Genomic DNA, 23,980 nt, shown 5'->3' with positions numbered 1-23,980 from the left:
CATTTCCATGAGCAAGACCTATCGCATTGCCTGCATCCCCGGCGACGGCATCGGCAAGGAGGTAATCCCCGCCGGCCAGGCCGTGCTGGAGGCATTAGCGGCATCCCAGCCGGGCCTGGGCTTTGCGTTCACCAGCTATGGCTGGGGCGGAGACTGGTATCGCGCGCACGGCGAGATGATGCCGGCCGACGGCCTGCAGGCGCTCAGGGACAAGGACGCCATCCTGTTCGGCTCGGCCGGCGACCCGCATATCCCCGATCACATCACGCTGTGGGGCTTGCGCCTGAAGATCTGCCAGGGGTTCGACCAGTACGCCAACGTGCGCCCCACCCGCATCCTGCCGGGCATCGATGCGCCGCTCAAGCGTTGCGCGCCCCAGGACCTGGACTGGGTCATCGTGCGTGAAAACTCCGAAGGCGAATACGCCGGCGTGGGCGGCCGTGTGCACCAGGGCCATCCGCTGGAGGCCGCGACCGACGTGAGCATGATGACCCGCGCCGGTGTGGAGCGCATCATGCGCTTTGCGTTCAAACTGGCGCAGTCGCGTCCGCGTAAGCTGCTCACGGTGGTCACCAAGAGCAACGCCCAGCGCCACGCCATGGTGATGTGGGACGAAATCGCGGTGCAGATCAGCCGCGAATTTCCCGATGTGCGGTGGGACAAGGAATTGGTGGACGCGGCCACCGCGCGCATGGTGAACCGCCCCGCATCGCTGGACACCATCGTCGCCACCAACCTGCATGCCGACATCCTGAGCGACCTGGCCGCCGCGCTGGCGGGCAGCCTGGGGATAGCGCCCACCGGCAACATCGATCCCGAGCGCCGCTACCCCAGTATGTTTGAGCCCATCCACGGCTCGGCCTTCGACATCATGGGCAAGGGCCTGGCCAACCCGGTGGGCACGTTCTGGAGCTGCGTGATGCTGCTGGAGCACCTGGGCGAACACGCCGCCGCGCAGCGCCTGATGCGTGCCGTGGAGCATGTCACCGCCAACCCTGCGCTGCACACGGGCGACCTGGGCGGCCAGGCCACCACGCAGCAGGTCACCGATGCGGTGTGCGCCCAACTGGCGCAGCCGGTGGGACAGCAGACAGCGCTGGCCTGAGCCGGTGGGCGGCACGCACCGCCCATGCGTTTTCATCACGACAACACAGGAGACAAGAGATGAGGAACCTTCGCAAACGCGCCCTGCTGGGTGCTTTGGCCGCCGCCGCGGCGCTCGCGTTGCCCGGCGCCTGGGCCCAGACCTGGCCCAGCCGCAGCGTGAGCATCATCGTGCCGTTCCCCGCGGGCGGAACTACCGACGTGCTGGCACGGGCGCTGGGGCAGGAGCTCTCCAAAACCCTAGGCCAGCCCGTGGTGGTGGAGAACAAGCCCGGCGCCGGCGCCACGCTGGGCGCTGACTATGTGGCCAAGGCCAAGGCGGACGGCTACACGCTGCTCATGGGTGCTGTGCACCACACCATCGCCACCAGCGTGTACCGCAAGCTGGGCTACGACTTTGAAAAGGACTTCGCTCCCATCACTACCGTGGCCCTGGTGCCCAATGTGCTGGTGGTGAATCCGCAGGTACCTGCCAAGACGGTGCAGGAACTGCTGGCACAGGCCAAGGCGCAGCCCGGCAAGCTCACCTACGGCTCTAACGGCACGGGCACGGGACAACACCTGATCGGCGCGCAATTCGAAGGCATGGGCGGCGTGCAGCTGCTGCACGTGCCCTACAAGGGCAGCGGCCCGCTGACCACCGACCTGCTGGGCGGGCAGATCAGCATGTCGTTCGACACCGTCACGCCGGTGCTGCCGCACATCAAGGCCGGCAAGCTGCGCGCGCTGGCCGTGACCACGGCCAAGCGCTCGGTGGCACTGCCCGACGTGCCCACGCTGGAGGAGGCGGGCCTCCCGGGCTTCGACATGGGGACGTGGTTCGGCATGCTGGCGCCAGCGGGCACGCCCAAGGGCATCGTGGCGCGGCTGAACGCCGACATGGTGAAGATCATCCAGTCGCCCGAGTTCCGTAAGAAGATGGACGACATCGGCGCAGATCCCATCGCCAACACGCCCGAGCAGATGGCGCGTCAGATCAAGGACGATACGGCGCGCTTTGCGCGACTGGTCAAGGAAGCCAAGGTTTCGCTGGATTGACGGTAGGGCTTGTGCCGCGTGCTTTGGATAATGCGCGGCGGAGACAACGACCCATGACCATGACTGCCCCAGACCCCTTGCGCGACCCTCAGGCCTTCCTGCTGCACCTCTACCGCGTGGCGGTGCAGCGCGCCCAGCCCTTGCACAGCATGGCGCAGCATCTGCCGCCGCCACCCAAGGGGCGCACCGTGGTGCTGGGCGCGGGCAAGGCGGGTGCCTCCATGGCGCAGGCGCTGGAGGCGCTGTGGCCGCAGGATGCGCCGCTGTCGGGGCTGGTGGTCACGCGCTACGGCCACATACCGCCGCGGCCCGAGGGGCTGGCGCAGCGCCTGGAAGTCGTCGAGGCCGCGCACCCCGTGCCCGACGCGGCGGGCCTGGCTGCGGCCGAGCGCATCCTGGCGCTGACCCGCGGGCTGACCGAAGACGACCTGGTGCTGTGTCTCATCTCGGGCGGTGGCTCGGCGCTGCTCACGCTGCCGGCCGAAGGCATCACGCTGGAGGAGAAACAACGCATCAACCGCGCACTGCTGGAAAGCGGCGCGGGCATCGGCGAGATGAACTGCGTGCGCAAGCACCTCTCGCGCATCAAGGGCGGTCGCCTGGCGGCAGCCTGCGCGCCGGCGCGCGTCGTCACGCTGACCATCAGCGATGTGCCGGGGGACGACCCTTCCGTGATCGCCAGCGGCCCCACGGTCCCCGACGCCAGCACCTGCGCTGACGCGCTGGACATCCTGGCGCGCTACCGCATCGACATTCCCGCCGCCGTGCGCACAGCGCTGCAGGCCGGTGCGCTGGAAACCCCCAAGCCCGGCGATGTCCGCTTTGCCGGCCATGCGGTGCACATGATCGCGACACCCCAGCAGTCGCTGCAGGCAGCGGCGGATGCGGCGCGCGCGGCGGGGGTGGCGGCGTACATCCTGTCCGACGAGATGGAGGGCGAGTCGCGCGAGGTGGGCAAGGTGCACGCCGCGCTGGCGCGTGCGGTGGCGCGCCACAGCCAGCCGTTTGCGCGGCCGTGCGTGATCCTTTCGGGCGGCGAGACCACCGTCACCGTGCGCCCGCGCGCCCCGGGCGCGCCGAAGGGGCGCGGCGGCCGCGCGGGCGAGTTCTGCATGGGCCTGGCGCAGGCACTGCAGGGGCAGGAAGGGGTGTGGGCGCTGGCGGCCGATACCGACGGCATCGACGGCGTGGAAGACAACGCCGGCGCACGCGTGGCACCCGACACGCTGGCGCGCGCGGCGGCGCAGGGCGCACGCATCGGCGACCATCTGGACCGCAACGACGCCTACGGCTACTTCGAGCGGCTGGGCGATCTGGTCGTCACCGGGCCCACGCACACCAATGTGAACGACTTCCGCGCGCTACTTGTTTTGTAGCTTGCCACGCCTGCTGTTGCTGGATTTCTGATGCAAATGCATCTGAATGCGGCTTCTATCAAGCGCTGGCTGCTCACTTTTTTGATCTGCTGGCGCGGGCGCGCCCTGTCTGAGTGCGCGCGGCCTGCCGGCTGTTCCCCATCAGGCGATCCGCGCGGGAACTGTCCTGGATGGCGCACCACAGGACGTGGCGTTTATCGCGTACAAAAGTTGTATACACTTTGTTTGTAGGGACGGGGAGCGTATCACTTGCCTGCCCATTCGCCAGCGCATTCCTCATCACCATCGGCGGGCCGCGGCTTGCCATTGCAGGAGACTTCACCATGGGCCTCAGCACCCACGTTCTTGACACCATGCACGGTTGCCCCGCGGCGGGCATGATGGTGGCGCTGTATGCCACGCAGGGTGACCAGGCCACGCTGGTCAAGCGCCTGGTACTCAACGCCGATGGGCGCACCGATGCGCCGCTGTTCGACAACGCCAGCCTGCGCACCGGCACCTACCGGCTGACGTTTGATGTGGGGGCGTATTTCAAGGCGAAGGGCGTGATGCTGCCCGAGCCCTCATTCCTGGACCGCGTGAGCCTGGACTTCGGCATCGCCCACGCCGACCAGCATTACCACGTGCCGTTGCTGGTCAGCCCCTGGAGCTATTCCACCTACCGCGGGTCCTGATGCTGCAGGCCCGCGCCGCGTGCCGCGCGGCGCAGGGCAACGCGGAGCCAATTCTTGCGAGTCGCGCATGCCTGCTTTGGGCGGGTTGCGGCGGTGCAGGTGCCCGCAGTCGCTACGGCTATTGCTGCGCTTCGCGCCTTGCAAACCAGGGCGCGCGCCATCGCGGGGGCCTGTGCGGCGGCGTCTTAGAGCTGGCCCTCGGTCAGCGTGTCGAGCTGGAAATTCCCGGACTTGTCCCACAGCCAGGTGTCGGTGTAGGTCACGCGCGCCATGCGCGTCGGCACGGGGAAGGGCGCTGCCGCGCGCACCGTGCGTTCGATCTCGGCCACCACGTCGGGCGCATGGCGGGGCGCACGCATCCAGCGCAGCGAAGTCACGCGGCCCGCACGGTCGATGTCCACCTCCAGCACGCCAATGGCGTGCAGCAGCGGCGGCAGCTTGCCCTTGTAGATGCGCGCTGCATTCAGGCCATAAATGTGGCTCGCGGCATCCTGCCGGTAGGCGCGCGGGGTGGCCGCGGAGGACGCGCGTGCCGAGCCCTGCGCGGCCGGCACCGGACCGGTGACGCGCGCGTCGCTGCCCGGTAGGCGCGAGTCCTGGGCGGAGGGCGCCTCGGGCCCCGACTTGCAGGCCGAGACGATCGCCGCGACCAATGCCATCACCCCGGCGGGCAGCCACCACGTTCGGCGCGCACGGGATGCACGCTGGGCCGAAGAGGACGGGGCAGAAGGCAGCTGTGGCATGGTGTTTGTCGCTATGCTGTACCGCGGCCACGACCAAGGCGGTGGCGCGCATGAATCAAGCTGGAGGAATCAGCGAGTGAAGGCATTGGACTGCCTGCTGGAGCGTATCAAGACCGCACCCGCCTGCCTCGTGACGGTGGAGTCTACCCAAGGCTCGGCGCCGCGGGAAGCCGGGGCATGGCTGGCGGTGTTCGCGGTGGGCGACGACTTCGTGGGCACCATCGGTGGCGGCCATCTGGAACTGCAGGCGCTGCGCGAAGCGCGTGAACGCCTGGCGGAGCACCTGGCTGGCAACCCTTCGCGCATGCCGCTCGTGCGACATGCGCTGGGCCCCAGCCTGGGGCAGTGCTGCGGCGGCGTGGTGCAGTTGCGGTTTGAATGCGTGGGGGCTGCTGACGCGCCGGCCTTGCGCGAGCGCCTGGCGCCGCGGCTGCGGCCGGTGGCGCTGTTCGGCGGCGGCCATGTGGGGCATGCGCTGGTGCGGGTGCTGGCGCCGCTGCCGTTTGCGCTGCACTGGATCGACAGCCGCGATGGGGTGTTCCCGCCGCAGGGGGGCGACGCGTCCGTGGTCTGTGAGCAGTCCGACCCGGTACAGGCGGCCGTGCCGGGCCTGGCGCCGCAGTCCTTCGTGCTCATCATGAGCTTCAGCCATGCGGAGGATCTGGACATCGTGGCGGCGTGCCTCATGCGCCAGCGCGCGCGGGGCGATTTGCCCTTCATCGGCCTGATCGGCAGCCGCACCAAGTGGGCCACCTTCCGCCACCGGCTGGCGGCGCGGGGGTTCTCGGATACCGAGCTGGCGCAGGTGACCTGCCCGATCGGCGTGCCGGGCATCGCCGGCAAGCAGCCCGAGGTGATCGCCGTGGCCGTGGCCGCGCAGTTGCTGCAGCGGCTGGCTGGGGAATGCGTATAAAAATGGCCGCTGGCGCTTGTGGAGCAAGCGCCAGCAGCTATTAATACAGGAGTTGCGTGGGTCACGCCAGCGTATAGGCCGTCTTCACCGTCGTGAAGAACTCCTGCGCATAACGGCCTTGTTCCCGCGGGCCGTAGCTGGAGCCCTTGCGCCCGCCGAAGGGCACGTGGTAGTCCACCCCGGCGGTGGGCAGGTTCACCATCACCATGCCCGCCTGTGCATGGCGTTTGAAGTGCGTGGCGTATTTCAGGCTGGTGGTGGCAATGCCGGCGGACAGGCCGAATTCCGTGTCATTCGCCACGGCCAGGGCTTCGTCGTAGTCGCGCACGCGGATCACGCTGGCCACGGGGCCGAACACCTCTTCGCGGTTGATGCGCATCGCCGGCGCCGTGTCCACGAACAGCGCGGGCGCCATGAAGAAGCCTTCGTTGCCGCTGCCCGTGTGGCAGGCCGCGCGCAGGCCGCCGGCCGCCAGCACGCCGCCCTCGGCCTTGGCGATCTCTACGTACGACAGGTCTTGCTCCAGCTGCGCCTGGCTCACCACAGGGCCCACGTCAGTGCCCGTGGCCAGCGCATCGCCCACTTTGATTTTCGCCATGCGTGCCTGCAGCGCCTCGATGAACTTCGGGTAGATGCCCTGGGTGACGATCAGGCGGCTGGACGCCGTGCAGCGCTGGCCCGTGGAATAGAACGCGCTCTGTGCGGACAGCTCCACCGCCTGCGCGAGGTCGGCATCGTCCAGCACCACCTGCGGATTCTTGCCGCCCATCTCCAGCTGCACCTTCTTGCCGTTCTGCACGCACGCCTGGGCGATGCCGCGGCCCACGCCGACCGATCCGGTGAAGCTGATGGCGGCCACGCCGGGGTGCTGCACCAGCGCCTCGCCGATCACGCGCCCGCGGCCCATCACCAGGTTGAACACGCCGGCGGGGATGCCCGAGCGGTGGATGATCTCGGCCAGCGCCCACGCACTGCCGGGCACCAGGTCGGCGGGCTTCAACACCACGCAGTTGCCGAACGCCAGGGCCGGCGCGATCTTCCAGGCGGGGATGGCCATGGGGAAGTTCCACGGCGTGATCAGACCCACGACGCCGATGGGCTCGCGCGTGACCTCCACGCCGATGCCGGGGCGCACCGAGGGCACGGTCTCGCCCGCCAGGCGCAGGCATTCGCCGGCGAAAAACTTGAAGATCTGCCCGGCGCGGGCGACTTCGCCGATGCCTTCTGCACGGGTCTTGCCTTCCTCACGCGCCAGCAGCGCGCCCAGCTCCTCGCGCCGCGCGAGGATTTCATTGCCGATCTTGTCCAGCGCATCGTGGCGCGCCTGGATGCCCGACGTACCCCATGCGGGGAAGGCAGCGGTGGCGGCCGCTACGGCGGCGTCCACGTGCGAGGCGTCGCCCTGGGCGTATTCGCCCACCACATCGGCCAGGTTGCTGGGATTGGTGTTGGGTGCGGCCTGGGACGTGGAAACCCATTCGCCGTTGATGAGCAGGCCGTGGGGGGAGGAAGCAGACATGGGAATCCTTGGGAAGTGTGTGGACAGAGAAAAGGAGAGGCGGGCACGGCCGTGAAGGCGCGCCATTTGAAATATTGGAACACTAATATATTAGTGCACGAATGCGAGAATCCACGTATGCCCATACTGACCAAGTTCCGCCTTGACCGTTCGCGCCTGGCCGCCCCGCAGGTCTTCGAAAGCCTGCGCGAGGCCATTCTGACGCTGGAGCTGGTGCCCGGTGCGATGCTGGTGCGCAGCGAGCTGGCCGGGCAATTCGGCGTGAGCCAGACGCCCATCCGCGAGGCGCTGCTGCGCCTGGAAGAGGAGGGTCTGGTGGAAGTCTTTCCCCAGCACGCCACGCTGGTCAGTCGCATCGACGTGGCGGCCGCGCGCGAAGCGCACTTCCTGCGCCGCTCCATCGAACTGGAGATCGTGCGCACGCTGGCGCTGCAGCCGCCCCCCGGCCTGGTGGTGCAATTGCAGGCGCAGTGCGCACTGCAGGAATCGCTGGCGGCCGCGCAGCGCTATGACGACTTTCTGGGAGCGGACCATGGCTTTCACCGCCTGATGTATGAGGCGGCCGGCGTCATGGGCCTGTGGGCGCTGGTGCGCCGCTACTCCGGCCATGTGGATCGCTTGCGCCGCCTGCACCTGCCCACCGCAGGCAAGACGGGCGTCATCATGCGCCAGCACCGGGCCATCCTCGACGCCATTGACCGGCAGAACGCTCCCGCGGCCCAGGAGGCGTTGCGCGAGCACCTGTCGGGCACGCTCAGCGCGGTGGACGACGTATGCGCCCAGCATCCGGATTACATCCTGCAGGGTTAGGGACAATCCCTGGGCCATTCCAGCGGCCGTTGCCAGAAAAGTGCATACACTTCCTGTTCACAAAACGGGTCGCAGCGGTGCCCCGGCAGCTTCCTGCCACGGTGCGCGGCCCCTCTTTTTCTGCTCAGAGCGCCCGCAGTGGTGAGCAGCTTGCAGGCGGCCCGCCGGGCCGCCAAGGTTGAAACACGATGGAAAGCTACTTCCTCGACTGGGCCAATCTGCTGCTGCGCTGGCTGCACGTCATCACTGCCATCGCCTGGGTGGGCTCCTCCTTCTACTTCGTCTTTCTGGACAGCAGCCTCACGCCGCCGGTAGACGAGGACCTGAAGCGCCAGGGCGTGAACGGCGAGCTTTGGGCTGTGCACGGCGGGGGCTTCTACCACCCGGTCAAGTTCAACATGGCGCCCCCGAAGCTGCCGGACCATCTGCACTGGTTCTTCTGGGAGAGCTACACCACCTGGCTCAGCGGCTTTGCGCTGCTTACGGTTTCGTATCTGTGGAACGCGGGCATCTACCTGGTGCATCCGGCCGACCCGCTCATGTCGCCCGCCATGGCCATCGCGGCGGCACTGGCCTTTCTGGTGGTGTTCTGGCTGCTGTACGACGGCATCTGCCGCGTGTTCGGCCAGAAGGCCAACGGCGATGCCACCGTGGGGGCGCTGGTGCTGGTCCTGGTGTGCATCGCCGCGTGGCTGGCCTGCCGCATCTTCCCCGGCCAGGCGGCCTTCCTGCTGATGGGCGCGATGCTCGCTACCTCGATGAGCGCCAACGTGTTCTTCTGGATCATTCCCGGCCAGCGCAAGGTGGTGGCGGCACTGAAGGCCGGCCAGCCGGTGGACCCGGTGCATGGCAAGCGCGGCAAGCAGCGCAGCGTGCACAACACGTACTTCACGCTGCCTGTGCTGTTCGCCATGCTCTCCAACCACTACGGCTGGCTCTACAACCATGGGCAGAACTGGCTGGTACTGATCCTCATGATGTTCGCAGGCGCGGCCATTCGCCAGTTCTTCGTGATGCGCCACGGCTACAAGCTGGGCCGCAACGGCCATCCCTGGCCTTATGCGGCCGTCGGCGTGGTGGTGCTGCTGGGCGTGGTGGTATGGCTCAAGCCGGCTGCGCCGGCCGTGTCCGCCGCCGCGCCGGCCGCCGCAGGCTACGAACAACTGCACGCCGTCATACAAAAACACTGCGTGGTGTGCCACAGCGCCAATACCGTCGCGCAGAAGAACGTGAAGTTCGACACCCCGCAGGACGTGAAGAGCCACGCGCAGCAGATCTACCAACAGGTGGTGCAGCTGCGCAAGATGCCGTTTGGCAACCCGGGCGCACTGTCCGACGAAGAGCGCGAAACCTTCAAACGCTGGTACGAGAACGGCGCCAGCATCGCGCCCTGACGCCCCCCGGTATTGCGGGCATCATCCGGGGCCATGCACCTTTACCGATCTGCGCTCCTGCGCTTTGCCGATGACGGCACGGCCCTGTACGAAGAAGACGGCCTGTTGGCCACCGCGCCCGATGACCAGGGCGTGCAGCGCGTGCACGCCGCCGGCGCGTGGCGCGCGCTGGCGCCCCTCTATCTTCCTCAGGCCTCGCAGCCGGTGACCCACTGGCCCGGCCGCATCATTGCACCGGGCTTCGTGGACATGCATGTGCACTACCCGCAGCTGGACGTGATCGGCTCGCCCGCCGAAGGCCTGCTGCCCTGGCTGGAGAACTACACCTTCCCGCACGAGTCGCGATTCGCCGATGCCGGCTACGCCGCGGGGGTGGCGGGCTTTTTCCTGGATGAGCTGCAGCGCAACGGCGTGACCACGGCGCTCACCTTCGCCACCTCGCATCCGGGCTCGGTGGATGCGCTGATGGCGCAGGCACAGGCGCGGCGGCTGCGCCTGATTGCCGGCAAGGTGCTGCAAGACCGCCACTCGCCCGACGGCGTGCGCGACGCGACCGAGCAATCCCTCATCGACACCGAAGCGCTCATCCAGCGCTGGCACGGCAAGGGGCGGCTGGGCTATGCGATCACGCCGCGTTTTGCCCCCACCAGCACGCCGCAGCAGCTGAGCGGCGCGGGTGCTCTGGCCGCGCGCTACCCCGACGTATGGGTGCAGTCCCATGTGGCGGAGAACCAGCAGGAGATCCGCTGGGCGCAGGAGCTGTTCCCCGGCACGCGGAGCTACCTGGATGTGTATGCCCGTGTCGGCCTGCTGCGTGTGCGCGCGGTGTACGCGCATTGCATCCATTTCGACGACGAGGACCGCGCCGCCATGCGCGAGAGCGGCGCGGTGGCTGCCGTGTGCCCCACGAGCAACCTGTTCCTGGGCAGTGGCCAGTTTGACTTTGCGGGCGCGGACCGCATGGGCTTCGGCTACGGCTTGGCCAGCGACGTGGGCGGCGGCACCAGCTTCAGCCCTTTCCACACGATGCTGGCCGCGTACTACGTGGGCCGGGAGGGGCAGACCAAGACGGGACTGAGCCTGGCGCCGCAACGGCTGTGGTGGCTGCATACCGCCGGCGCCGCGCGGGCGTTGGGGTTGGATGGCGTGGCGGGCAACCTGCAGCCGGGTTGCGAAGCCGACTTCGTGGTACTGAATCCTGCGGCGACCCCGCTGCTGGCGCGGCGCACGGCGGGCGCCGCCCACCTGGACGAACTGCTGTTCGCGATGATCGTGCTCGGCGACGACCGTTTGATCGAGCGCACTGTCATTGCATGAAATATTTGCCTCTGACGCTTATGTATCAAGCGTCAGCAGCTATCATTTAAGTAGCTTTCATTCGCCTAGAATACGCGCCAGGAGTACCCCATGAGCATCAAGAGCGACAAATGGATCCGCCGCATGGCCGAGCAGCACGGCATGATCGAGCCGTTCGAGCCCGGCCAGATCCGGCAGCAGGACGGGCGCAAGATCATCAGCTACGGCACCAGCAGCTACGGCTACGACATCCGCTGCGCGCGTGAATTCAAGGTCTTTACCAACATCCACAGCACCGTGGTGGACCCGAAGAACTTCGACGAAAAGAGCTTCGTGGACTTCGAGGGCGACTACTGCATCATCCCGCCCAACAGCTTCGCGCTCGCGCGCACCGTGGAGTACTTCCGCATCCCGCGCGACGTGCTCACCGTCTGCCTGGGCAAGAGCACCTATGCGCGCTGCGGCATCATCGTCAACGTCACGCCGTTCGAGCCCGAGTGGGAAGGCTACGTGACGCTGGAGTTCTCCAACACCACGCCGCTGCCCGCCAAGATCTACGCGGGCGAGGGCTGCGCGCAGGTGCTTTTCTTCCAGGGTGACGAGGAATGTGCCGTGAGCTACAAGGACCGCAACGGCAAATACCAGGGCCAGCACGGGGTGACGCTGCCCAAGGCCTGAAGGACCTGCCAGAAGGACCGCGGCCTGGACCGTGGGGTGCGCGCCGGCGCCTGCGCCGGCGCTTGCCGCCGTCCTACACGCAGGCTGGCCCTGCGCCGGTGGTACGGCTGCGTGGCGCTGCCTAGGATGGCTGCAGTGTTTCAGGAGTACTGCATGTCCCGCCCCATCCATGATCCCGCCTCCCCCGCTGCGCCCCGGCCATGGGATCCGCCCGTGAAATCTGCGCCCACGCCCAGCCTCTGGATGTGGCTGGGTGCCGCCATCGTCATCCTTGCGCAGTTGTGGGTGCTGCAGGCGGTGGTGGAACGCCACACGCACCAAGCCCACGAACGGATGGCGAAGTACGTCAACCACACGCTGCAGCCGCGCCCGTCGCAGGACATGTTGCTGGCAGCGCAGTAGTGCGCGGCGCGAAATCCCGAGGGTGCCGCCGCGGGCGTAACATCGGCGGCTGGTGCGTCGTGCACGCAGGAGATACCCATGAGATGGGAAGGCAATCGCGAATCGGACAACGTGGAAGACCGGCGCAGCGGCGGCGGGGGCGGCTTCATCGGCGGACGCTCGATCGGCATTGGCACCATCGTTGTGGCGCTCATCGGCTGGGGTGTGTTTGGCATCAACCCGCTGACCACCATCGGCGTACTGTCGGGCGGGGGCGCGCCGCAGGTCCAACAGGGGCCGGCCCAGCGTCCGCCGCAGGGCGACCGTGAGGCCGCCTTCGTCTCCACCGTCCTGGCGTCCACGGAGGATGTGTGGGCGCAGGTGTTCCAGCAGGGTGGGGCGCAGTACCGCCAGCCCAAGCTGGTACTCTACCGCGGCGCCACGCCCACGGCCTGTGGCACGGGGCAGAGCGCGATGGGGCCGTTTTACTGCCCTGGGGACCAAAAGGTGTACCTGGACATGGATTTCTTCGACACCATGAGCCGCCAGCTGGGTGCGCCAGGCGAATTTGCCCGCGCCTACGTGATCGCGCACGAGGTCGGCCACCATGTGCAGACCCTGCTGGGCACCACCGGCAAGGTGGACGGCATGCGCGGGCGCGTGAGCCAGCGCGAGCAGAACGCGCTGTCGGTACGGCTGGAGCTGCAGGCCGACTGCTACGCCGGCATTTGGGCCCACCATTCGCAACAGGCCAAGAACTGGCTGGAGCAGGGCGACATCGAGTCCGCGGTGAACGCCGCCGAGCAGATCGGTGACGACGCGCTGCAGCGCCAGCAGACTGGCACCGTGCGGCCCGATGCCTTTACCCACGGCTCCAGCGCGCAGCGCGTGCGGTGGTTCACGCAGGGGTTCAAGACCGGCAGTGTGCAAGGCTGCAACACTTTCAACGCACAGTCGCTTTGAAACCGTGAACGCGCGCTAAGCCGTCGTTTTCGCGCCAAGCAGGAGACGCCCCGGTACAGGCCATTGACGGCCTTGTTGGCCTTCGCCGCTGCTGCAATGCGACAATAGCGGCTTCATGACACAACCCTATTCCACTCTTGCGCTGGCCGAGCCGCTCAAGCGCGCCGTAGCCGAGATGGGCTACGAGAACATGACGCCGATCCAGGCGCAGGCGATCCCTGTCGTGCTGACCGGCAAGGACGTGATGGGTGCGGCGCAAACCGGCACCGGCAAGACAGCGGCCTTTTCGCTGCCGTTGCTGCAGCGCCTGCTCAAGCACGAGAACAGTTCAGCCTCTCCCGCGCGCCACCCTGTGCGCGCGCTCGTGCTGCTGCCCACGCGCGAGCTGGCGGACCAGGTGGCGCAGCAGATCGCGCTGTACGCCAAGTACACCAAGCTGCGCAGCACGGTGGTGTTTGGCGGCATGGACATGAAGCCGCAGACCATCGAGCTGAAAAAGGGCGTCGAGGTGCTTGTGGCCACGCCCGGCCGTCTGCTGGACCATATCGAGGCCAAGAACGCGGTGCTCAATCAGGTCGAGTACGTGGTGCTGGACGAGGCCGACCGCATGCTGGACATTGGCTTCCTGCCCGACCTGCAGCGCATCCTCTCCTACCTGCCCAAGCAGCGCACCACGCTGCTGTTCTCCGCCACCTTCTCGCCCGAGATCAAGCGCCTGGCCGGCAGCTATCTGCGGGACCCGATCACCATCGAGGTCGCGCGCCCCAACGAGACCGCCTCCACCGTGGAGCAGCGCTTCTTCGCGGTGGACGGCGACGACAAGCGCCGCGCCATCCGCCATGTGCTGAACGAGCGCGGCCTCAAGCAGGCCTTCATCTTCGTGAACAGCAAGCTGGGCTGCGCGCGCCTGGCCCGCAGCCTGGAGCGCGACGGCCTCAAGACCGCCGCGCTGCATGGCGACAAGAGCCAGGACGAGCGATTGAAGGCGCTGGAAGCCTTCAAGAGCGGCGAGGTGGACCTGCTGGTCTGCACCGACGTGGCGGCGCGGGGCCTGGACATCAAGGACGTGCCCGCGGTGTTCAACTACGACGTGCCCTTCAATGCAGAGGACTACGTGCACCGCATCGGCCGTACGGGCCGCGCCGGCGCATCGGGTCTGGCCGTCACGCTGGCGGCCAGCAGCGATACCCGCCTGGTGGCGGATATCGAGAAGCTCATCAAGAAGAAGATCGAGCTGGAACCGCTGGAATTGCAGGAAGATCGTCCGCGGGGCCGCTACAACGACGGCCGCCGCGCCTGGGGCGGTGACGATTCGGGCGAGGGCGCTCCAGCCGCTCCCCGCAGCCGCGAGCGCAGCGCGTACCGCTCCGCGCCTGCGGCGTCTCGCGATCCGTTCTTCGACAAGCCCTACGAGGCCAGCACCTCGGCCGGTGCGTCGGCGAGCTGGGAGGTGGCCCCCAAGGCATCTCCCGCGCGTGGCGGCATCTCCGCCAACATCAAGCCCAAGCGCAAATTACCCGCCTTGTTCAAGGCGCCGCAGGCCTCTACGGCCGAGCCATCAACCCACTGAAAACACAGGCCGCCGTTCAGCGGCCTTTTCAATAAAAAATGCCCCTGGCGCTTGCGGAATAAGCGCTAATAGCTATATTTTTAATAGCGAATGCTAGGGATGATTGTGCCCGCCAGGGCCCGCCAACTGCGCGATCAGGGGGGCGTCCACGGCGCCAAAGGCGAGCACTGTGCCGCCGCGCTGTGCGGCAAAGGCCTGTGCGGCCTCCCGTGTCGAGAACGCGGGCAGATTGCCGGCGCGCATCGGCCCCCGCGCCGACGAGCCGTGCACGTAATAGGCAGACAGCGCGTCCGTCCAGCGGGCGCCGCCCGCGGCCGCGGGGCGCGCGGTGTCGGTGACGTAGTGCGCCATGATGTCCCGTGCACTGCGGCCGGGGCTGTAGCGGGCCACGTCCTGCAGGTACATGAACAGCGACAGGGGCGAGTCGAAAAACTGTGCGTCGCCATTGCGAAAGATGACCTGCGCCGCCCAGTCGGGCGAACGGGCGGGGAACATGCCGCATACGGGACAGCGCGCATCCACCGGAATGGGGCGCGCTGCCGTGGGCGGCAGGCCCGACGCGGGGTCGTACGGCGTCGGGGGTGCGACGATGCACACGTCCGGCTCCAGGGCGGGAGCCGGCTGGGGCCGCAGCGCGCTGCGCAGGCCCGGCACGCCCCAGAGCCCGCCCGCCGCGGCTGCAAACGCCAGCGTGCCCGCAACCAGCATGCGCCTGCGGCGTGGCTGGTGCGGCGGAGGACTCAGGGTGGATGCAGACATGGTGCAAGGGCTGTTACATGCGGGTGTCGTGCAGCGCACCGCCGCTCAGGTCCACCATGTCGAGCTTGATGTCCGCAAAGCGCAGCACCTTGCCGCCATGTTCACCGGCGAACTTGGCTGCATCGGCCTCCTGCGCGAAGCTGGCGATGGTGGGGCCCATGGAGCCATGCCGCTTGCTGCCCAGCACGTAGACGGCGGTCTTGGCGTCGATCCAGTGGCCCTTGGGTTCGTTCCAGTCGGCCTTGCCCATGTCCTGCACGTACACGGCGCGCACTGCACGCACTTGTTCGCCGGCGAGCAGGGTGTTGAACAGTTCGATGGTGTCGCAGAAGAAGGAGGGCTTTTCCTGGCCCGCGTAGTGGATCTGCGCCTTGGGGCCGGGGTAGTCTGCAAGCAGCATGCCGTCGAGCTCGCAACTTGTGGAACGGTCGATCTCCACGGGCGCAAGGGATTGCTGTTCGGCTGCCTTGTCGCCGCAGCCAGCCAGCAGGCTGCTGGTGGCCAGCGCCGTGAAGGCGACCATGCCCAGTGCACGGCGACGGGTGATGCAGGAACAGGTCATGGCTTGAATCTCCAGTTGGCGATGGCGAGCGGCAGGGCGATCCACGCCAGCATCACGCCACCCATGATTGCGGGGCTGCCCAGCGACGAGGGAACGACGCTGGCGAGCCCGTAGAGCGTGCGCACGTCTTCGAGCGAGAACACGTTGAGGATGCGGAACACGTCGGCCGGGTTCAGCAGCAGCAGCCAGGCGAACGCATCGCCCGCGAACTGCCCGCCCGTGGCCACCAGCAGGCCCAGCAGCAGCAAATCGAACACCAGCACGAAGAAGAACCAGGTAGCGATGGCCAGGCCCGAGGCGCGCGTGCGGTCGCGTGCCAGCACCGATAGCATCACTGCCAGGCTCAGGAATGCGAGGCCCAGCAATACCGAGCTGATCATGAAGCCGCCGTAGTGGAACAGGGCATTGGCGCTCATGTGGCGCCACAGCAGCACCGCCACCAGCCCGAAGCCCGCCAGGGTGGAGAGCGCCAGCGCAGCCGCCAAGCCCAGGTATTTGCCCAGCAGCAATTCCAGCCGGGTAATGGGCAGGGCCAGCAGCAGATCAAGCGAGCCGCGCTCGCGCTCGCCCACGATGGCATCGAACCCCAGCAACAGCGCAATCAGCGGGATGAGGTAGATGACCAGGCTGACGAGGCTGGCGATGGTGAACTCGATGGAGCGAAAGCCCACCGTGCCCTGCTGCGCGCCGCCGAAGTAGGCGATGACGAGTGAGAACACGGTGAAGACGAGGGCCACCGCAAGCACCCAGCGATTGCGCATGCGATCGCGGAATTCCTTGGCGGCGATGGTGAAGATCTGGGTCAGTTCCATGGGGCGTCGTGGGCAGGGTGTCAGTCGGCGAAGCCGAAGAACACGTCTTCGAGCGAGGGCTCCAGCAGCTTGAGGTCGCGCACGCGCGCACCCAGTGGCGCGAGGGCGGCCAGCACGGCCATCTTCTGCTCGCGCGGGCAGTGCAGGCGCAAGCCTTCGGGCGTGTGCTCGGGGACGATGCCCGTCGCTTGCTCCAGCGCCTGTGCGGCGGCGGGCCGGTCGGCGGGTGCGATGTCCAGTTCGAACGACAGCGGCATGCGGGTTTGCTCGCGCAGCTGCTGCACGCTGCCCAGCGCCTGGATGCGGCCGGCCGAGAGAATGGCGAGCCGGTCCACGCGTTCTTGCAGTTCGGCGAGGATGTGCGAGGTGATGACCATGGTCACGCCCTCGGCCTGCAGGCCCCGCAGCGTGGCGTAGAAGTCGCGGATCGCCTGCGGGTCCAGGCCGTTGGTGGGTTCGTCCAGGAACAACACGCGCGGGCTGCCCAGCAATGCCTGCGCGAAGCCCAGGCGCTGGCGCATGCCCTTGGAATACTCGCGCACCGGGCGCTTGCCGGCGTGTGCCAGGCCCACGCGCTCCAGAATGTCCGCGCACTGCGCCAGCGGGGCGGATTTCAGCCGCGCGAAAAAGCGCAGCGTCTCCAACCCGTCCAGGTTGTCGTAGAGCACCACGTTTTCGGGCAGGTAGCCCAGTTGGCGGCGGGCGGCGCGGAACCCCCGCCCACCCACCTGGGCACCTGCGATCAAAAGCGTGCCCTGTGTGGGCTTCACCAGGCCCAGCATCATCTTGAACAGCGTGCTCTTGCCTGCGCCGTTGTGCCCGATCAGGCCGAAGATCTCGCCCTTGGGGATGTCCAGGTCCACGCCGTCCACGGCGTGCAGCGCGCCGTAGTGCTTGCTGACGCCGCGCAGCGAGATGGCCACGTTGTCACTGGCCGGGGAAATGCTTGCCACGCCATTCACTCCATTGTTGATTGCTGGGCTGCATGCGCGGCTTCGGGTCCACGACCGATGGCACGCGCAGCACAGGGAACTGCCGGCCCACCAGGCGCAGGGCCTGCACGGCCGGGCTGGCCAGCAGCAGCTTGACGCTAGGGTGGCGCCAGGTCAGGCGGTCCACCATGTCGTTGGCCTCGTAGGGCACATCGCCGACACCGTCGCCATCGCGGTCCCAGCCCAGGTAGTTGCTCCAGTGGTTGCCGCTCTTGGCGCCCCAGCGCTCGTCGCGCGCACCCACGTAGCGTACCTGCTCGCGGTTGGAGATGAAGTCGTTGCCTTCGACTTCGTTGTTCTTCGAGCCCGCGGCCAGGTGCACGCCGACGGTGTTGTCCACCACCAGGTTGTTGTTGAGCTTGATGTACTCCACGTCGTAGATGAAGAAGCCCCGGCTGTTGCCGGCCACGACGTTGCCTTCGATCACCGAATCCTGCAGCGTGCGCAGCATGATGCCGTGGTCGGAGTTGCCCCAGGCGCGGTTGTTGCGCACGGTCTGCTCGCGCACTTCCATCAGGGCCAAGCCGCCACGGTTGTAGTAGGTGTCGTTGTCCTCCCACAGGTTGTAGTAGGAGTTCATGTAGTGCGTGCCGTAGCGGCTGTGATGCAGCCGATTGCCCTTGAACAGCGCGTGGTGCGAGACGTCCACGTAGAGCGCGTCGCGCACGAAGCTGATGTTGTTGTTCAGGATCTTTGCGCCTTTGGTGTTGTACAGCTGCACGCCGTTGCCACGCTGCGGCGAGGAGTATTCACGCTTGCCGGTGATGACGTTGTGCTCGATGAGCACGTCATTGGCCTTCTCGATCCACAGGCCGAAAAGGTTGTAGGTGAGGTCGCAGCGGCGTACGACGGCACGGTGGGCGCCAGGGTAGAGGTAGATGCCGGCGTTCTGATCCTTGAGGTCGTCACCCGAGTCGCGCACGATCAGGCCCTCGATCACCACGTCCGGTGCGGTGACGCGGATGGTGTCGCCCTGGTTGCCACCGCTGATGGTGGGGCGGTCCACGCCGCGCAACGTGAGGGGCTTGTCGATCACCAGATTGGCGCGGTACGTGCCCCGCGCAATCTCCAGCACATCGCCTGCCTTGGCTTTGCGCACGGCGGCGGTCAGATCGTCGCCCGCTCGCACATGGAGGGTGGCCGCCTGGCAGGCCCCGGCGGTCATCGCCAAGGCCAGCATTAAGTGGGTGACACCGCCCTTCATGGGGTGAACAGTCCCAGCGCCTGCAGCACCAGGAACAGCGCAGCACCGATCATCAGGTTCTTGAATCCTACGTAGCTCATCATGTCCATTACACCTGCAACGCGGTAATTGTCGCGCCACCATGGGCCGTCCTTGACGTAACGGCGGCCCGACAGGCGAATCAGCACTTCGTACACGCTCCAGCCGAACCACCAGCCGATGATGGCGCCCGACGAGAGGTGGCCCATCGCCGCCATGATCCAGGCGATGGTGGCCGCCACCGCCAGCGACAGCCCGGCGATCTGCAGCGCGCGCTGGCTGCGCCAGCCTTCGGCGCTCCAGGGCCAGAGATGGTCGCGCAGTTCCAGCAGCAGCCAGCTCGTGAAGCCTACGTTGCGCTTGTGCGCGGGCAGCGTGGGTTCGGTGGGCATGCGCGGATCGGGGCCCTGGGCGGCCTTGGCCGATATCTGGTCCTGCACGGTGGCGGGGTAGATGGGGATGAAGTAGCCATTCTTGCCGATAGGCGTCATCTCCAAGCCGTCCTTCTCGCGGCGCTTGCGCTCCTTGGCCAGAGGCGGGCAGCCCTTGGTGTCGGTGTACAGGATCATGCAATCCAGGCAATGCAGGCATTCCCGGTGGTCGATGCGCCCGTCGGCGTCGATGGCCTGGGCTCCGCAACCCACCGCGCAGGCCTTGCAGCTGTTGCAGTCCTGCTTGCGCTTCAACCCGAACCAGCGGAAGGTGCTGGGCATGGCCAGCGAGGCGCCCAGCGGGCAGATGTACTTGCAGTAGGGGCGCTCGATGAAGATCGACACGCCGAGGATGGCGGCGACGAACAGGCCATAGGGCCATGCCCGGTTCATCACGCCGACCAGGAACGTGGTCTTGAAGGGTTCGACCTCGGCCAGCTTCTCGGCCAGACCCATGGAGAACATCGACACCGCCAGCAGGACGAAGAAGACGGCGTATTTGATCCACTTGAGCCGGTCATGCCACTTTTGCGGCAGCTGTGTCTGGAAGCGCTTCAGCCCGAGGGCCTTGGCGATCTTGAAGATCGCCTCCTGCAGCGAGCCGAACGGACACATCCAGCCGCAGAACAGCCCGCGCCCGAACAGGAAGACGGTCACGATGATGAAGATCCAGAACAGGAAGATGAACGGATCGGACAGGAACAGCGACCAGGTCCACTGGAACAGGACGGAGTGGAACCAGGTCAGCACCTGGGTGATGGACGGCTGGGCCATGTAGCCAAAGCCGATCCAGAAGATGCTGATGGCCCAGAAGGTGTACTTGAAGCCATTGACCGGCCACTTGTTCTTGTGCGTGGACAGGCGGGTGAGCCTTTCGCGGAAGGCGTACACCACGGTGACTGCGATCAGCAGCAGGGCGAACAGGCTGATGGGCAGGGCCTGCGATTTCCAGATGCGTACCCAGGGGGCATCGGGTTCTTGCACCTTGGGGCGGCCGCCTTCGAGCAGATCTGCCGGCAACCAGTACTTGGACTCGAAGACGGCAAAGCTGCGATGGCCTGTGGCCCGATCGACCCGGTTACCCAGGAAGGCGAATTTCCACGGATAGGCCGCAGAAAAGGCCTGCGAGCGGATGATGAAGATGGACGACTCGGTGTAGCGGGGTGCGCCGGCGGCCTCCAGGCCGTACAGGTTGAGGGAGTCCAGGTCGCGGAAGGTGAAGGAGTCGGCACCTTGCTTGACCTGCACACGGTCAAAAATGCCGCCGCGTACGAAACCTGATCCCTTGAAGGACTCCTGCCCGCCGGTCTTGATGACGAAAATGGCGCTCTCGCCTTCCTTGAGGCGTGAACGCAGGCTTTCGAAGCTGTTCTTGCCCAGCAGGCTGCGGCCTACGTCGGGCTGGTTCAGGTCACCGAACCACATTTCGATGAAGGGCTCGGGGCCGCGCGGCAGGCCCACCTGTTCGGGCTTGACCAGCAATTGCTGCACCGCGCCCATCTTGACGAGTTGGGCCCAATCGTAGGTTTGTCCGGTGGTGACAAAGCGGGGCTGCTCGCGCACCGTGGGAGCAATGATGCCGGTCTGGCGTGCCACGGCCGAGCCCGAGGCCATGACCACCTGGTTCTGAGCCACCACGGTGACGGTGGCTCCGGAGATGGCGTCGACGCCGATGACGTTCTCATCGGGGCGGGAAGGGCCGACTTCGATGGTGTCGGTGACCGACTTGCCGATGTACTGGTTGTTGAAATTGATGAGTGCCGACTCGGGGATGCCCAGCAGAAGGATGGGCTCGGAGTGCTTGAGCACCTTCATGCCGACGAAGCGGCCCTGCGTGTCCATACCGATGAGCGTGACCACCGGCTTGCCCGAGTAGGCGGGCGTGTCGGTGATGTCGGTCGACAGCATGACGTAGCCCAGAAGCTTCTTCTGGGCCGAGTCGTTGTCATACGCCTCGACATAGGGCGGCTGGCCCTTGCGCGGCGAAAAATGCGTAGCGCCCGGAAATACTTCGGTGCACGGCAGCAGCGCGCACATGTCGGGCGTGGTGGCCAGGTTCGCAGGCAGTTCCGCCTCGTAGGCACCTGCGTGCGCCCGCGGCACCCATAGCGGGGCGGCGAGGACCAGAGCAAGACAGAAAGCGGCTAACCGTGAACCTAGGGAAAACATTGCACTATCCAACTAATAGCAGGCACCGCTTGCTGCGTCTGCGAAAGAAGCCAATTTGATTTGCAACCCTCCCAGGCCAGGCCCAGGAGGGTTGCGCGTCATCAGGCTTCGACGATCATGCGCGTGCGCATTTCCAGGTGCAGCGCATGGCAGAACGTGGAGCAGTAAGCCCAGAACACACCGGGCTTGTCGGCGATGAAGGTCACCGACTTCGTCTCCAACGGGTTGATCACGAACTGGATGTTGTACTTGGGCACCGCGAAGCCGTGCGTCAAATCTTCGATCTTGTCGAGGTTCGTGAGGATCAGCGTGACTTCATCGCCCTTCTTGACGGTGAATTCACGCAGGCTGAAGGCAGGGGCCTGCGACGTGAGCTTCACCGTCACCTTCTTGCCGTTGCGGAAGACGCCGGATTCCTTGGCGTCCTTGACGGCCAGCGGGAACTCGTCCAGGTCGTAGACCTGCTTGGGCTTCACGATGTCACGCTTGAAGATGATGAAGTCGTGGGGCTCGCCGCGCACCGGGTGGTCGGCCAGCAGCACCATCTTGTCGCCCGAGATGTCGATCAACTGCTCGTTCTCGGGGTGGAAGGGGCCCACGGGCAGGAAACGGTCCTTGGAGAACTTGCAACCCACGGCGAGGAACTTGCCGTCAGCGGCCACGGTCTCGGAGTGCGTGGCATTGATGTGCCCAGGCTGGTAGTGCACGTCCAGGCGGTCCACGACGTAGGGGGCGTTCTTGTCACCCTTGTGGAAGGCGATGGCCTTGTCGATGTTCCACTTGACGATCTGGCTGTCCAGGAACAGCGTGGTGTAGGCGTTGCCGCGGCCGTCGAAGGCGGTGTGCAGCGGGCCCAGGCCGATTTCCACCTCGGCGACGATGGCGTCGTCGAGCTTCTCGCTCTTGCCGTCGAACCAGTCCAGCACCTTGGCCAGTTCGATCACGGTGGCCGTGGGCGACAGCTTGCCGGCGCAGATGAAGTACTTCTGGTCGGGGCTGGCGTTCACGCCGTGCGGGTTCTTGGGAACGCTCACATAGGCGGTGAGGGCGGTCTTGGCATCCTTGTTGGCTTCGCGGGTGCCGTCCACCACGGGCACCTTGGACGTGCCGTAGGTCTTGAACTTGCCGGCCTTCACGGCTTCTTCGATGCGGGCAATGTTGAAGAACAGGCAGGCGTCGCGCTCGGCCGACATCATGTCTTCGTAGTGCACGCCGTTTTCGACGTTGTACTGGTTGGTGGCCGCCAGCTTGCCGTCGTACGAAGTCGCGGTCAGGTCGCAGTTGCCGTCGATCAGGACTTGCCAGCGCACTTCCATGGTCTCTGCGTCCACGCAGGTGAACATCGAGCGGTATTTCTCGGGTGCGTTCACGTCCTTGCCATCGTTGGGCAGCGGAATGGCGAACTCGGCGCCACAGAACACGCGCGTGGTGTAGTTGATGTTGGGATCGACCGGATCGCGCTTGTCGGGGAAGATGCCGTGGAAGCCCTGCACGTTGGGCAGCTCGGTGATCTTGTCGCAGATGAAGTAGTCCAGACGGATGCGGGCGATGCGGCTGTTGATCTTATCGTTGACCCAGGCGTAACGGCCGTCGTAGTTGCCGTCCTTGTACGAGCCGTGCAAGTGGTGGGTGTCCGCCACGGTGTAGCGCAGGCTGCCGTCGGGCTTGGTGCCCATCACGGCCTTGGATTCATTGGTGATGCCCCAGCCCACGAGGGCGTCAGGCACGAAGCAGGGAATGCGCAGAAGTTCACGACCGGAGGGCAGGCCCAGCACGCGAACGTCGCCGTTGTGGCCGCCGCTCCAAAGACCGTAGTAGGTATCGAGCTCACCGGGCTTGAGGTGCACGTTGGCGCCGGCGTGGGCGGCAGCGGGGGCGGGTGCCGGCGCGGGAGTGCCGGATGCTGCAGGGGCGGCCGCGGGCTTGTCGTTGCACGCGGCAACGCCCACGGTCAGTCCCGCCAAAGCAGCGGTATTGATGAACCGGCGGCGTCCCATGCCAACGGTTTCAGGGTTCAGGCTCTCTCTCTTGTCGCTCATGATGTCCTCTTTCAGGTAGTGCAAGCGGAAAATGGGGGCGCGCGCGCAGGTGGTGGCGCGGCCGTGGGGGCAACGGCCACCACACGAGGCGGTGGCAGGGGTACGGAATGGGTGATGGGCCAGCCCGGCACGGTCAGTACGGCGGGCTGCGGCGGTTCCATGCTGGGCAGGCACAGCGAGCAGTCCATGCCCAGGGTGTCGAGCACGGCATTGCTACCGGCATGGTGAACCACCAAGGTGGCGCCGCTGGCACTGGAACAGACCAGTTCCATGGTGCGCGGCTGAATGAGGGGGGAGGCCAGTGCCGCCCCAAAACCAAGGACGAACCACGCCACTGCCCACCAGCGTAGGAGGTTCAGGGAGCGGAGTTTATCCATGGCGGAAGTATGGGCTCTAACGGCGCGTGTTGGAAGCCACCTCTGTGGTGACAGTGCCTAAATGTTCACTTTGAATGTTTCTTTCGATGTTGATTTACATCAAATGAATGATTCTGGAAACTACCAAACTGACGACCCATTGAAGGGCAGGCTCGTTG

22 protein-coding genes are annotated in these 23,980 nt (G+C 66.4%); 12 read left to right on the top strand and 10 right to left on the bottom strand.

The annotated features are described in order from the left end of the window. The first annotated feature begins 7 nt into the window (after positions 1–7). The 4 genes from BV908_RS03655 (at position 8) to uraH (ending at position 4,192) form a co-directional block, all read left to right on the top strand. The gene (locus tag BV908_RS03655; RefSeq protein WP_088887393.1) at positions 8–1,105 is read left to right on the top strand and encodes a tartrate dehydrogenase; all 1,098 of its coding nucleotides are present in this window, start codon (positions 8–10) and stop codon (positions 1,103–1,105) included. Between the two features lie 59 nt (positions 1,106–1,164). Beyond that, positions 1,165–2,142 (top strand): tripartite tricarboxylate transporter substrate binding protein, encoded by a 978-nt coding sequence (locus tag BV908_RS03650; protein WP_103737259.1) that lies wholly within the window; start codon positions 1,165–1,167, stop codon positions 2,140–2,142. Positions 2,143–2,195: 53 nt separating this feature from the next. Continuing rightward, positions 2,196–3,518: a glycerate kinase gene (locus BV908_RS03645; protein ID WP_103737258.1), complete on the top strand. Its 1,323-nt coding sequence runs from the start codon at positions 2,196–2,198 to the stop codon at positions 3,516–3,518. A gap of 323 nt (positions 3,519–3,841) precedes the next feature. After that, a complete protein-coding gene (gene uraH / locus BV908_RS03640) occupies positions 3,842–4,192 on the top strand; it encodes a hydroxyisourate hydrolase (protein WP_103737257.1) in 351 nt (116 codons plus the stop codon). A 185-nt stretch (positions 4,193–4,377) separates the two neighbouring features. Here uraH and BV908_RS03635 read toward each other — a convergent pair whose 3' ends face one another. Further along, positions 4,378–4,851, bottom strand: a complete 474-nt coding sequence (locus BV908_RS03635; protein ID WP_015912752.1) for a hypothetical protein — start codon at positions 4,849–4,851, stop codon at positions 4,378–4,380. 160 nt (positions 4,852–5,011) lie between these two features. Between BV908_RS03635 and xdhC the strand changes: the two genes are divergently transcribed. Next, on the top strand, positions 5,012–5,848 hold the full coding sequence (gene xdhC, locus BV908_RS03630; RefSeq protein ID WP_103737256.1) for a xanthine dehydrogenase accessory protein XdhC: 837 nt from the start codon (positions 5,012–5,014) through the stop codon (positions 5,846–5,848). A gap of 61 nt (positions 5,849–5,909) precedes the next feature. On the opposite strand, the gene BV908_RS03625 is transcribed toward xdhC, so the two are convergent. After that, positions 5,910–7,367: an aldehyde dehydrogenase family protein gene (locus BV908_RS03625; RefSeq protein WP_103737255.1), complete on the bottom strand. Its 1,458-nt coding sequence runs from the start codon at positions 7,365–7,367 to the stop codon at positions 5,910–5,912. Between the two features lie 117 nt (positions 7,368–7,484). On the opposite strand from BV908_RS03625, the gene BV908_RS03620 reads away from it, so the two are divergent. From BV908_RS03620 to BV908_RS03590, 7 genes are all read left to right on the top strand, one after another. Continuing rightward, on the top strand, positions 7,485–8,177 hold the full coding sequence (locus BV908_RS03620) for a GntR family transcriptional regulator (RefSeq protein ID WP_103737254.1): 693 nt from the start codon (positions 7,485–7,487) through the stop codon (positions 8,175–8,177). 188 nt (positions 8,178–8,365) lie between these two features. Beyond that, positions 8,366–9,571, top strand: a complete 1,206-nt coding sequence (locus tag BV908_RS03615; RefSeq protein WP_103737253.1) for a urate hydroxylase PuuD — start codon at positions 8,366–8,368, stop codon at positions 9,569–9,571. A gap of 33 nt (positions 9,572–9,604) precedes the next feature. Beyond that, positions 9,605–10,888 (top strand): guanine deaminase, encoded by a 1,284-nt coding sequence (guaD, locus tag BV908_RS03610; protein WP_103737252.1) that lies wholly within the window; start codon positions 9,605–9,607, stop codon positions 10,886–10,888. Between the two features lie 90 nt (positions 10,889–10,978). Next, positions 10,979–11,545 carry a dCTP deaminase gene (dcd, locus tag BV908_RS03605; protein ID WP_011804563.1) on the top strand — a complete coding sequence of 189 codons (567 nt, stop codon included), beginning with the start codon at positions 10,979–10,981 and terminating at the stop codon, positions 11,543–11,545. Between the two features lie 153 nt (positions 11,546–11,698). Continuing rightward, complete coding sequence (locus BV908_RS03600) at positions 11,699–11,947, top strand: hypothetical protein (protein ID WP_103737251.1); 249 nt, start codon at positions 11,699–11,701, stop codon at positions 11,945–11,947. Between the two features lie 78 nt (positions 11,948–12,025). Further along, the gene (locus tag BV908_RS03595) at positions 12,026–12,889 is read left to right on the top strand and encodes a neutral zinc metallopeptidase (RefSeq protein ID WP_011804564.1); all 864 of its coding nucleotides are present in this window, start codon (positions 12,026–12,028) and stop codon (positions 12,887–12,889) included. Positions 12,890–13,004: 115 nt separating this feature from the next. After that, on the top strand, positions 13,005–14,459 hold the full coding sequence (locus BV908_RS03590) for a DEAD/DEAH box helicase (RefSeq protein ID WP_103737250.1): 1,455 nt from the start codon (positions 13,005–13,007) through the stop codon (positions 14,457–14,459). 93 nt (positions 14,460–14,552) lie between these two features. Here the strand turns inward: BV908_RS03590 and BV908_RS03585 are convergent, their stop codons facing one another. From BV908_RS03585 to BV908_RS03550, 8 genes are all read right to left on the bottom strand, one after another. Beyond that, positions 14,553–15,167: a nitrous oxide reductase accessory protein NosL gene (locus tag BV908_RS03585; protein WP_103737249.1), complete on the bottom strand. Its 615-nt coding sequence runs from the start codon at positions 15,165–15,167 to the stop codon at positions 14,553–14,555. A gap of 64 nt (positions 15,168–15,231) precedes the next feature. After that, positions 15,232–15,780, bottom strand: coding sequence for a nitrous oxide reductase accessory protein NosL (locus tag BV908_RS03580; protein WP_103737248.1), 549 nt, complete (start codon positions 15,778–15,780; stop codon positions 15,232–15,234). Beyond that, positions 15,777–16,592 (bottom strand): ABC transporter permease subunit, encoded by an 816-nt coding sequence (locus BV908_RS03575; RefSeq protein WP_011804568.1) that lies wholly within the window; start codon positions 16,590–16,592, stop codon positions 15,777–15,779. Before BV908_RS03575 ends, BV908_RS03580 begins: the two co-directional genes overlap by 4 nt. Positions 16,593–16,612: 20 nt before the next feature. Next, positions 16,613–17,545, bottom strand: coding sequence for an ABC transporter ATP-binding protein (locus BV908_RS03570; protein WP_011804569.1), 933 nt, complete (start codon positions 17,543–17,545; stop codon positions 16,613–16,615). Further along, on the bottom strand, positions 17,520–18,788 hold the full coding sequence (locus BV908_RS03565) for a nitrous oxide reductase family maturation protein NosD (protein ID WP_103737247.1): 1,269 nt from the start codon (positions 18,786–18,788) through the stop codon (positions 17,520–17,522). Before BV908_RS03565 ends, BV908_RS03570 begins: the two co-directional genes overlap by 26 nt. After that, positions 18,785–21,406, bottom strand: coding sequence for a NosR/NirI family protein (locus BV908_RS03560; protein ID WP_103737246.1), 2,622 nt, complete (start codon positions 21,404–21,406; stop codon positions 18,785–18,787). Before BV908_RS03560 ends, BV908_RS03565 begins: the two co-directional genes overlap by 4 nt. Positions 21,407–21,507: 101 nt before the next feature. After that, positions 21,508–23,445, bottom strand: a complete 1,938-nt coding sequence (gene nosZ, locus BV908_RS03555; protein WP_103737360.1) for a TAT-dependent nitrous-oxide reductase — start codon at positions 23,443–23,445, stop codon at positions 21,508–21,510. A gap of 11 nt (positions 23,446–23,456) precedes the next feature. Further along, positions 23,457–23,822 carry a hypothetical protein gene (locus BV908_RS03550; RefSeq protein ID WP_015912763.1) on the bottom strand — a complete coding sequence of 122 codons (366 nt, stop codon included), beginning with the start codon at positions 23,820–23,822 and terminating at the stop codon, positions 23,457–23,459. Positions 23,823–23,980: the final 158 nt, after the last annotated feature.

It is taken from the genome of Diaphorobacter sp. LR2014-1, from assembly GCF_002916785.1.
GTDB classification, from domain to species: domain Bacteria; phylum Pseudomonadota; class Gammaproteobacteria; order Burkholderiales; family Burkholderiaceae_C; genus Diaphorobacter; species Diaphorobacter nitroreducens.
Note: the sequence above shows the minus strand (reverse complement) of the source record. Positions and strands in the feature narration are given on the sequence as shown.

Bases quoted from the DNA above. Each gene is read 5' to 3' on its own strand.
- BV908_RS03655 (WP_088887393.1), top strand. From the start codon at position 8: ATGAGCAAGACCTATCGCATTGCCTGCATCCCCGGCGACGGCATCGGC.
- BV908_RS03650 (WP_103737259.1), top strand. From the start codon at position 1,165: ATGAGGAACCTTCGCAAACGCGCCCTGCTGGGTGCTTTGGCCGCCGCC.
- BV908_RS03645 (WP_103737258.1), top strand. From the start codon at position 2,196: ATGACCATGACTGCCCCAGACCCCTTGCGCGACCCTCAGGCCTTCCTG.
- uraH (WP_103737257.1), top strand. From the start codon at position 3,842: ATGGGCCTCAGCACCCACGTTCTTGACACCATGCACGGTTGCCCCGCG.
- BV908_RS03635 (WP_015912752.1), bottom strand. From the start codon at position 4,851: ATGGCATTGGTCGCGGCGATCGTCTCGGCCTGCAAGTCGGGGCCCGAG.
- BV908_RS03625 (WP_103737255.1), bottom strand. From the start codon at position 7,367: ATGTCTGCTTCCTCCCCCCACGGCCTGCTCATCAACGGCGAATGGGTT.
- BV908_RS03620 (WP_103737254.1), top strand. From the start codon at position 7,485: ATGCCCATACTGACCAAGTTCCGCCTTGACCGTTCGCGCCTGGCCGCC.
- BV908_RS03615 (WP_103737253.1), top strand. From the start codon at position 8,366: ATGGAAAGCTACTTCCTCGACTGGGCCAATCTGCTGCTGCGCTGGCTG.
- guaD (WP_103737252.1), top strand. From the start codon at position 9,605: ATGCACCTTTACCGATCTGCGCTCCTGCGCTTTGCCGATGACGGCACG.
- dcd (WP_011804563.1), top strand. From the start codon at position 10,979: ATGAGCATCAAGAGCGACAAATGGATCCGCCGCATGGCCGAGCAGCAC.
- BV908_RS03600 (WP_103737251.1), top strand. From the start codon at position 11,699: ATGTCCCGCCCCATCCATGATCCCGCCTCCCCCGCTGCGCCCCGGCCA.
- BV908_RS03595 (WP_011804564.1), top strand. From the start codon at position 12,026: ATGAGATGGGAAGGCAATCGCGAATCGGACAACGTGGAAGACCGGCGC.
- BV908_RS03590 (WP_103737250.1), top strand. From the start codon at position 13,005: ATGACACAACCCTATTCCACTCTTGCGCTGGCCGAGCCGCTCAAGCGC.
- BV908_RS03585 (WP_103737249.1), bottom strand. From the start codon at position 15,167: ATGCTGGTTGCGGGCACGCTGGCGTTTGCAGCCGCGGCGGGCGGGCTC.
- BV908_RS03580 (WP_103737248.1), bottom strand. From the start codon at position 15,780: ATGACCTGTTCCTGCATCACCCGTCGCCGTGCACTGGGCATGGTCGCC.
- BV908_RS03575 (WP_011804568.1), bottom strand. From the start codon at position 16,592: ATGGAACTGACCCAGATCTTCACCATCGCCGCCAAGGAATTCCGCGAT.
- BV908_RS03565 (WP_103737247.1), bottom strand. From the start codon at position 18,788: ATGAAGGGCGGTGTCACCCACTTAATGCTGGCCTTGGCGATGACCGCC.
- BV908_RS03560 (WP_103737246.1), bottom strand. From the start codon at position 21,406: ATGTTTTCCCTAGGTTCACGGTTAGCCGCTTTCTGTCTTGCTCTGGTC.
- nosZ (WP_103737360.1), bottom strand. From the start codon at position 23,445: ATGAGCGACAAGAGAGAGAGCCTGAACCCTGAAACCGTTGGCATGGGA.
- BV908_RS03550 (WP_015912763.1), bottom strand. From the start codon at position 23,822: ATGGATAAACTCCGCTCCCTGAACCTCCTACGCTGGTGGGCAGTGGCG.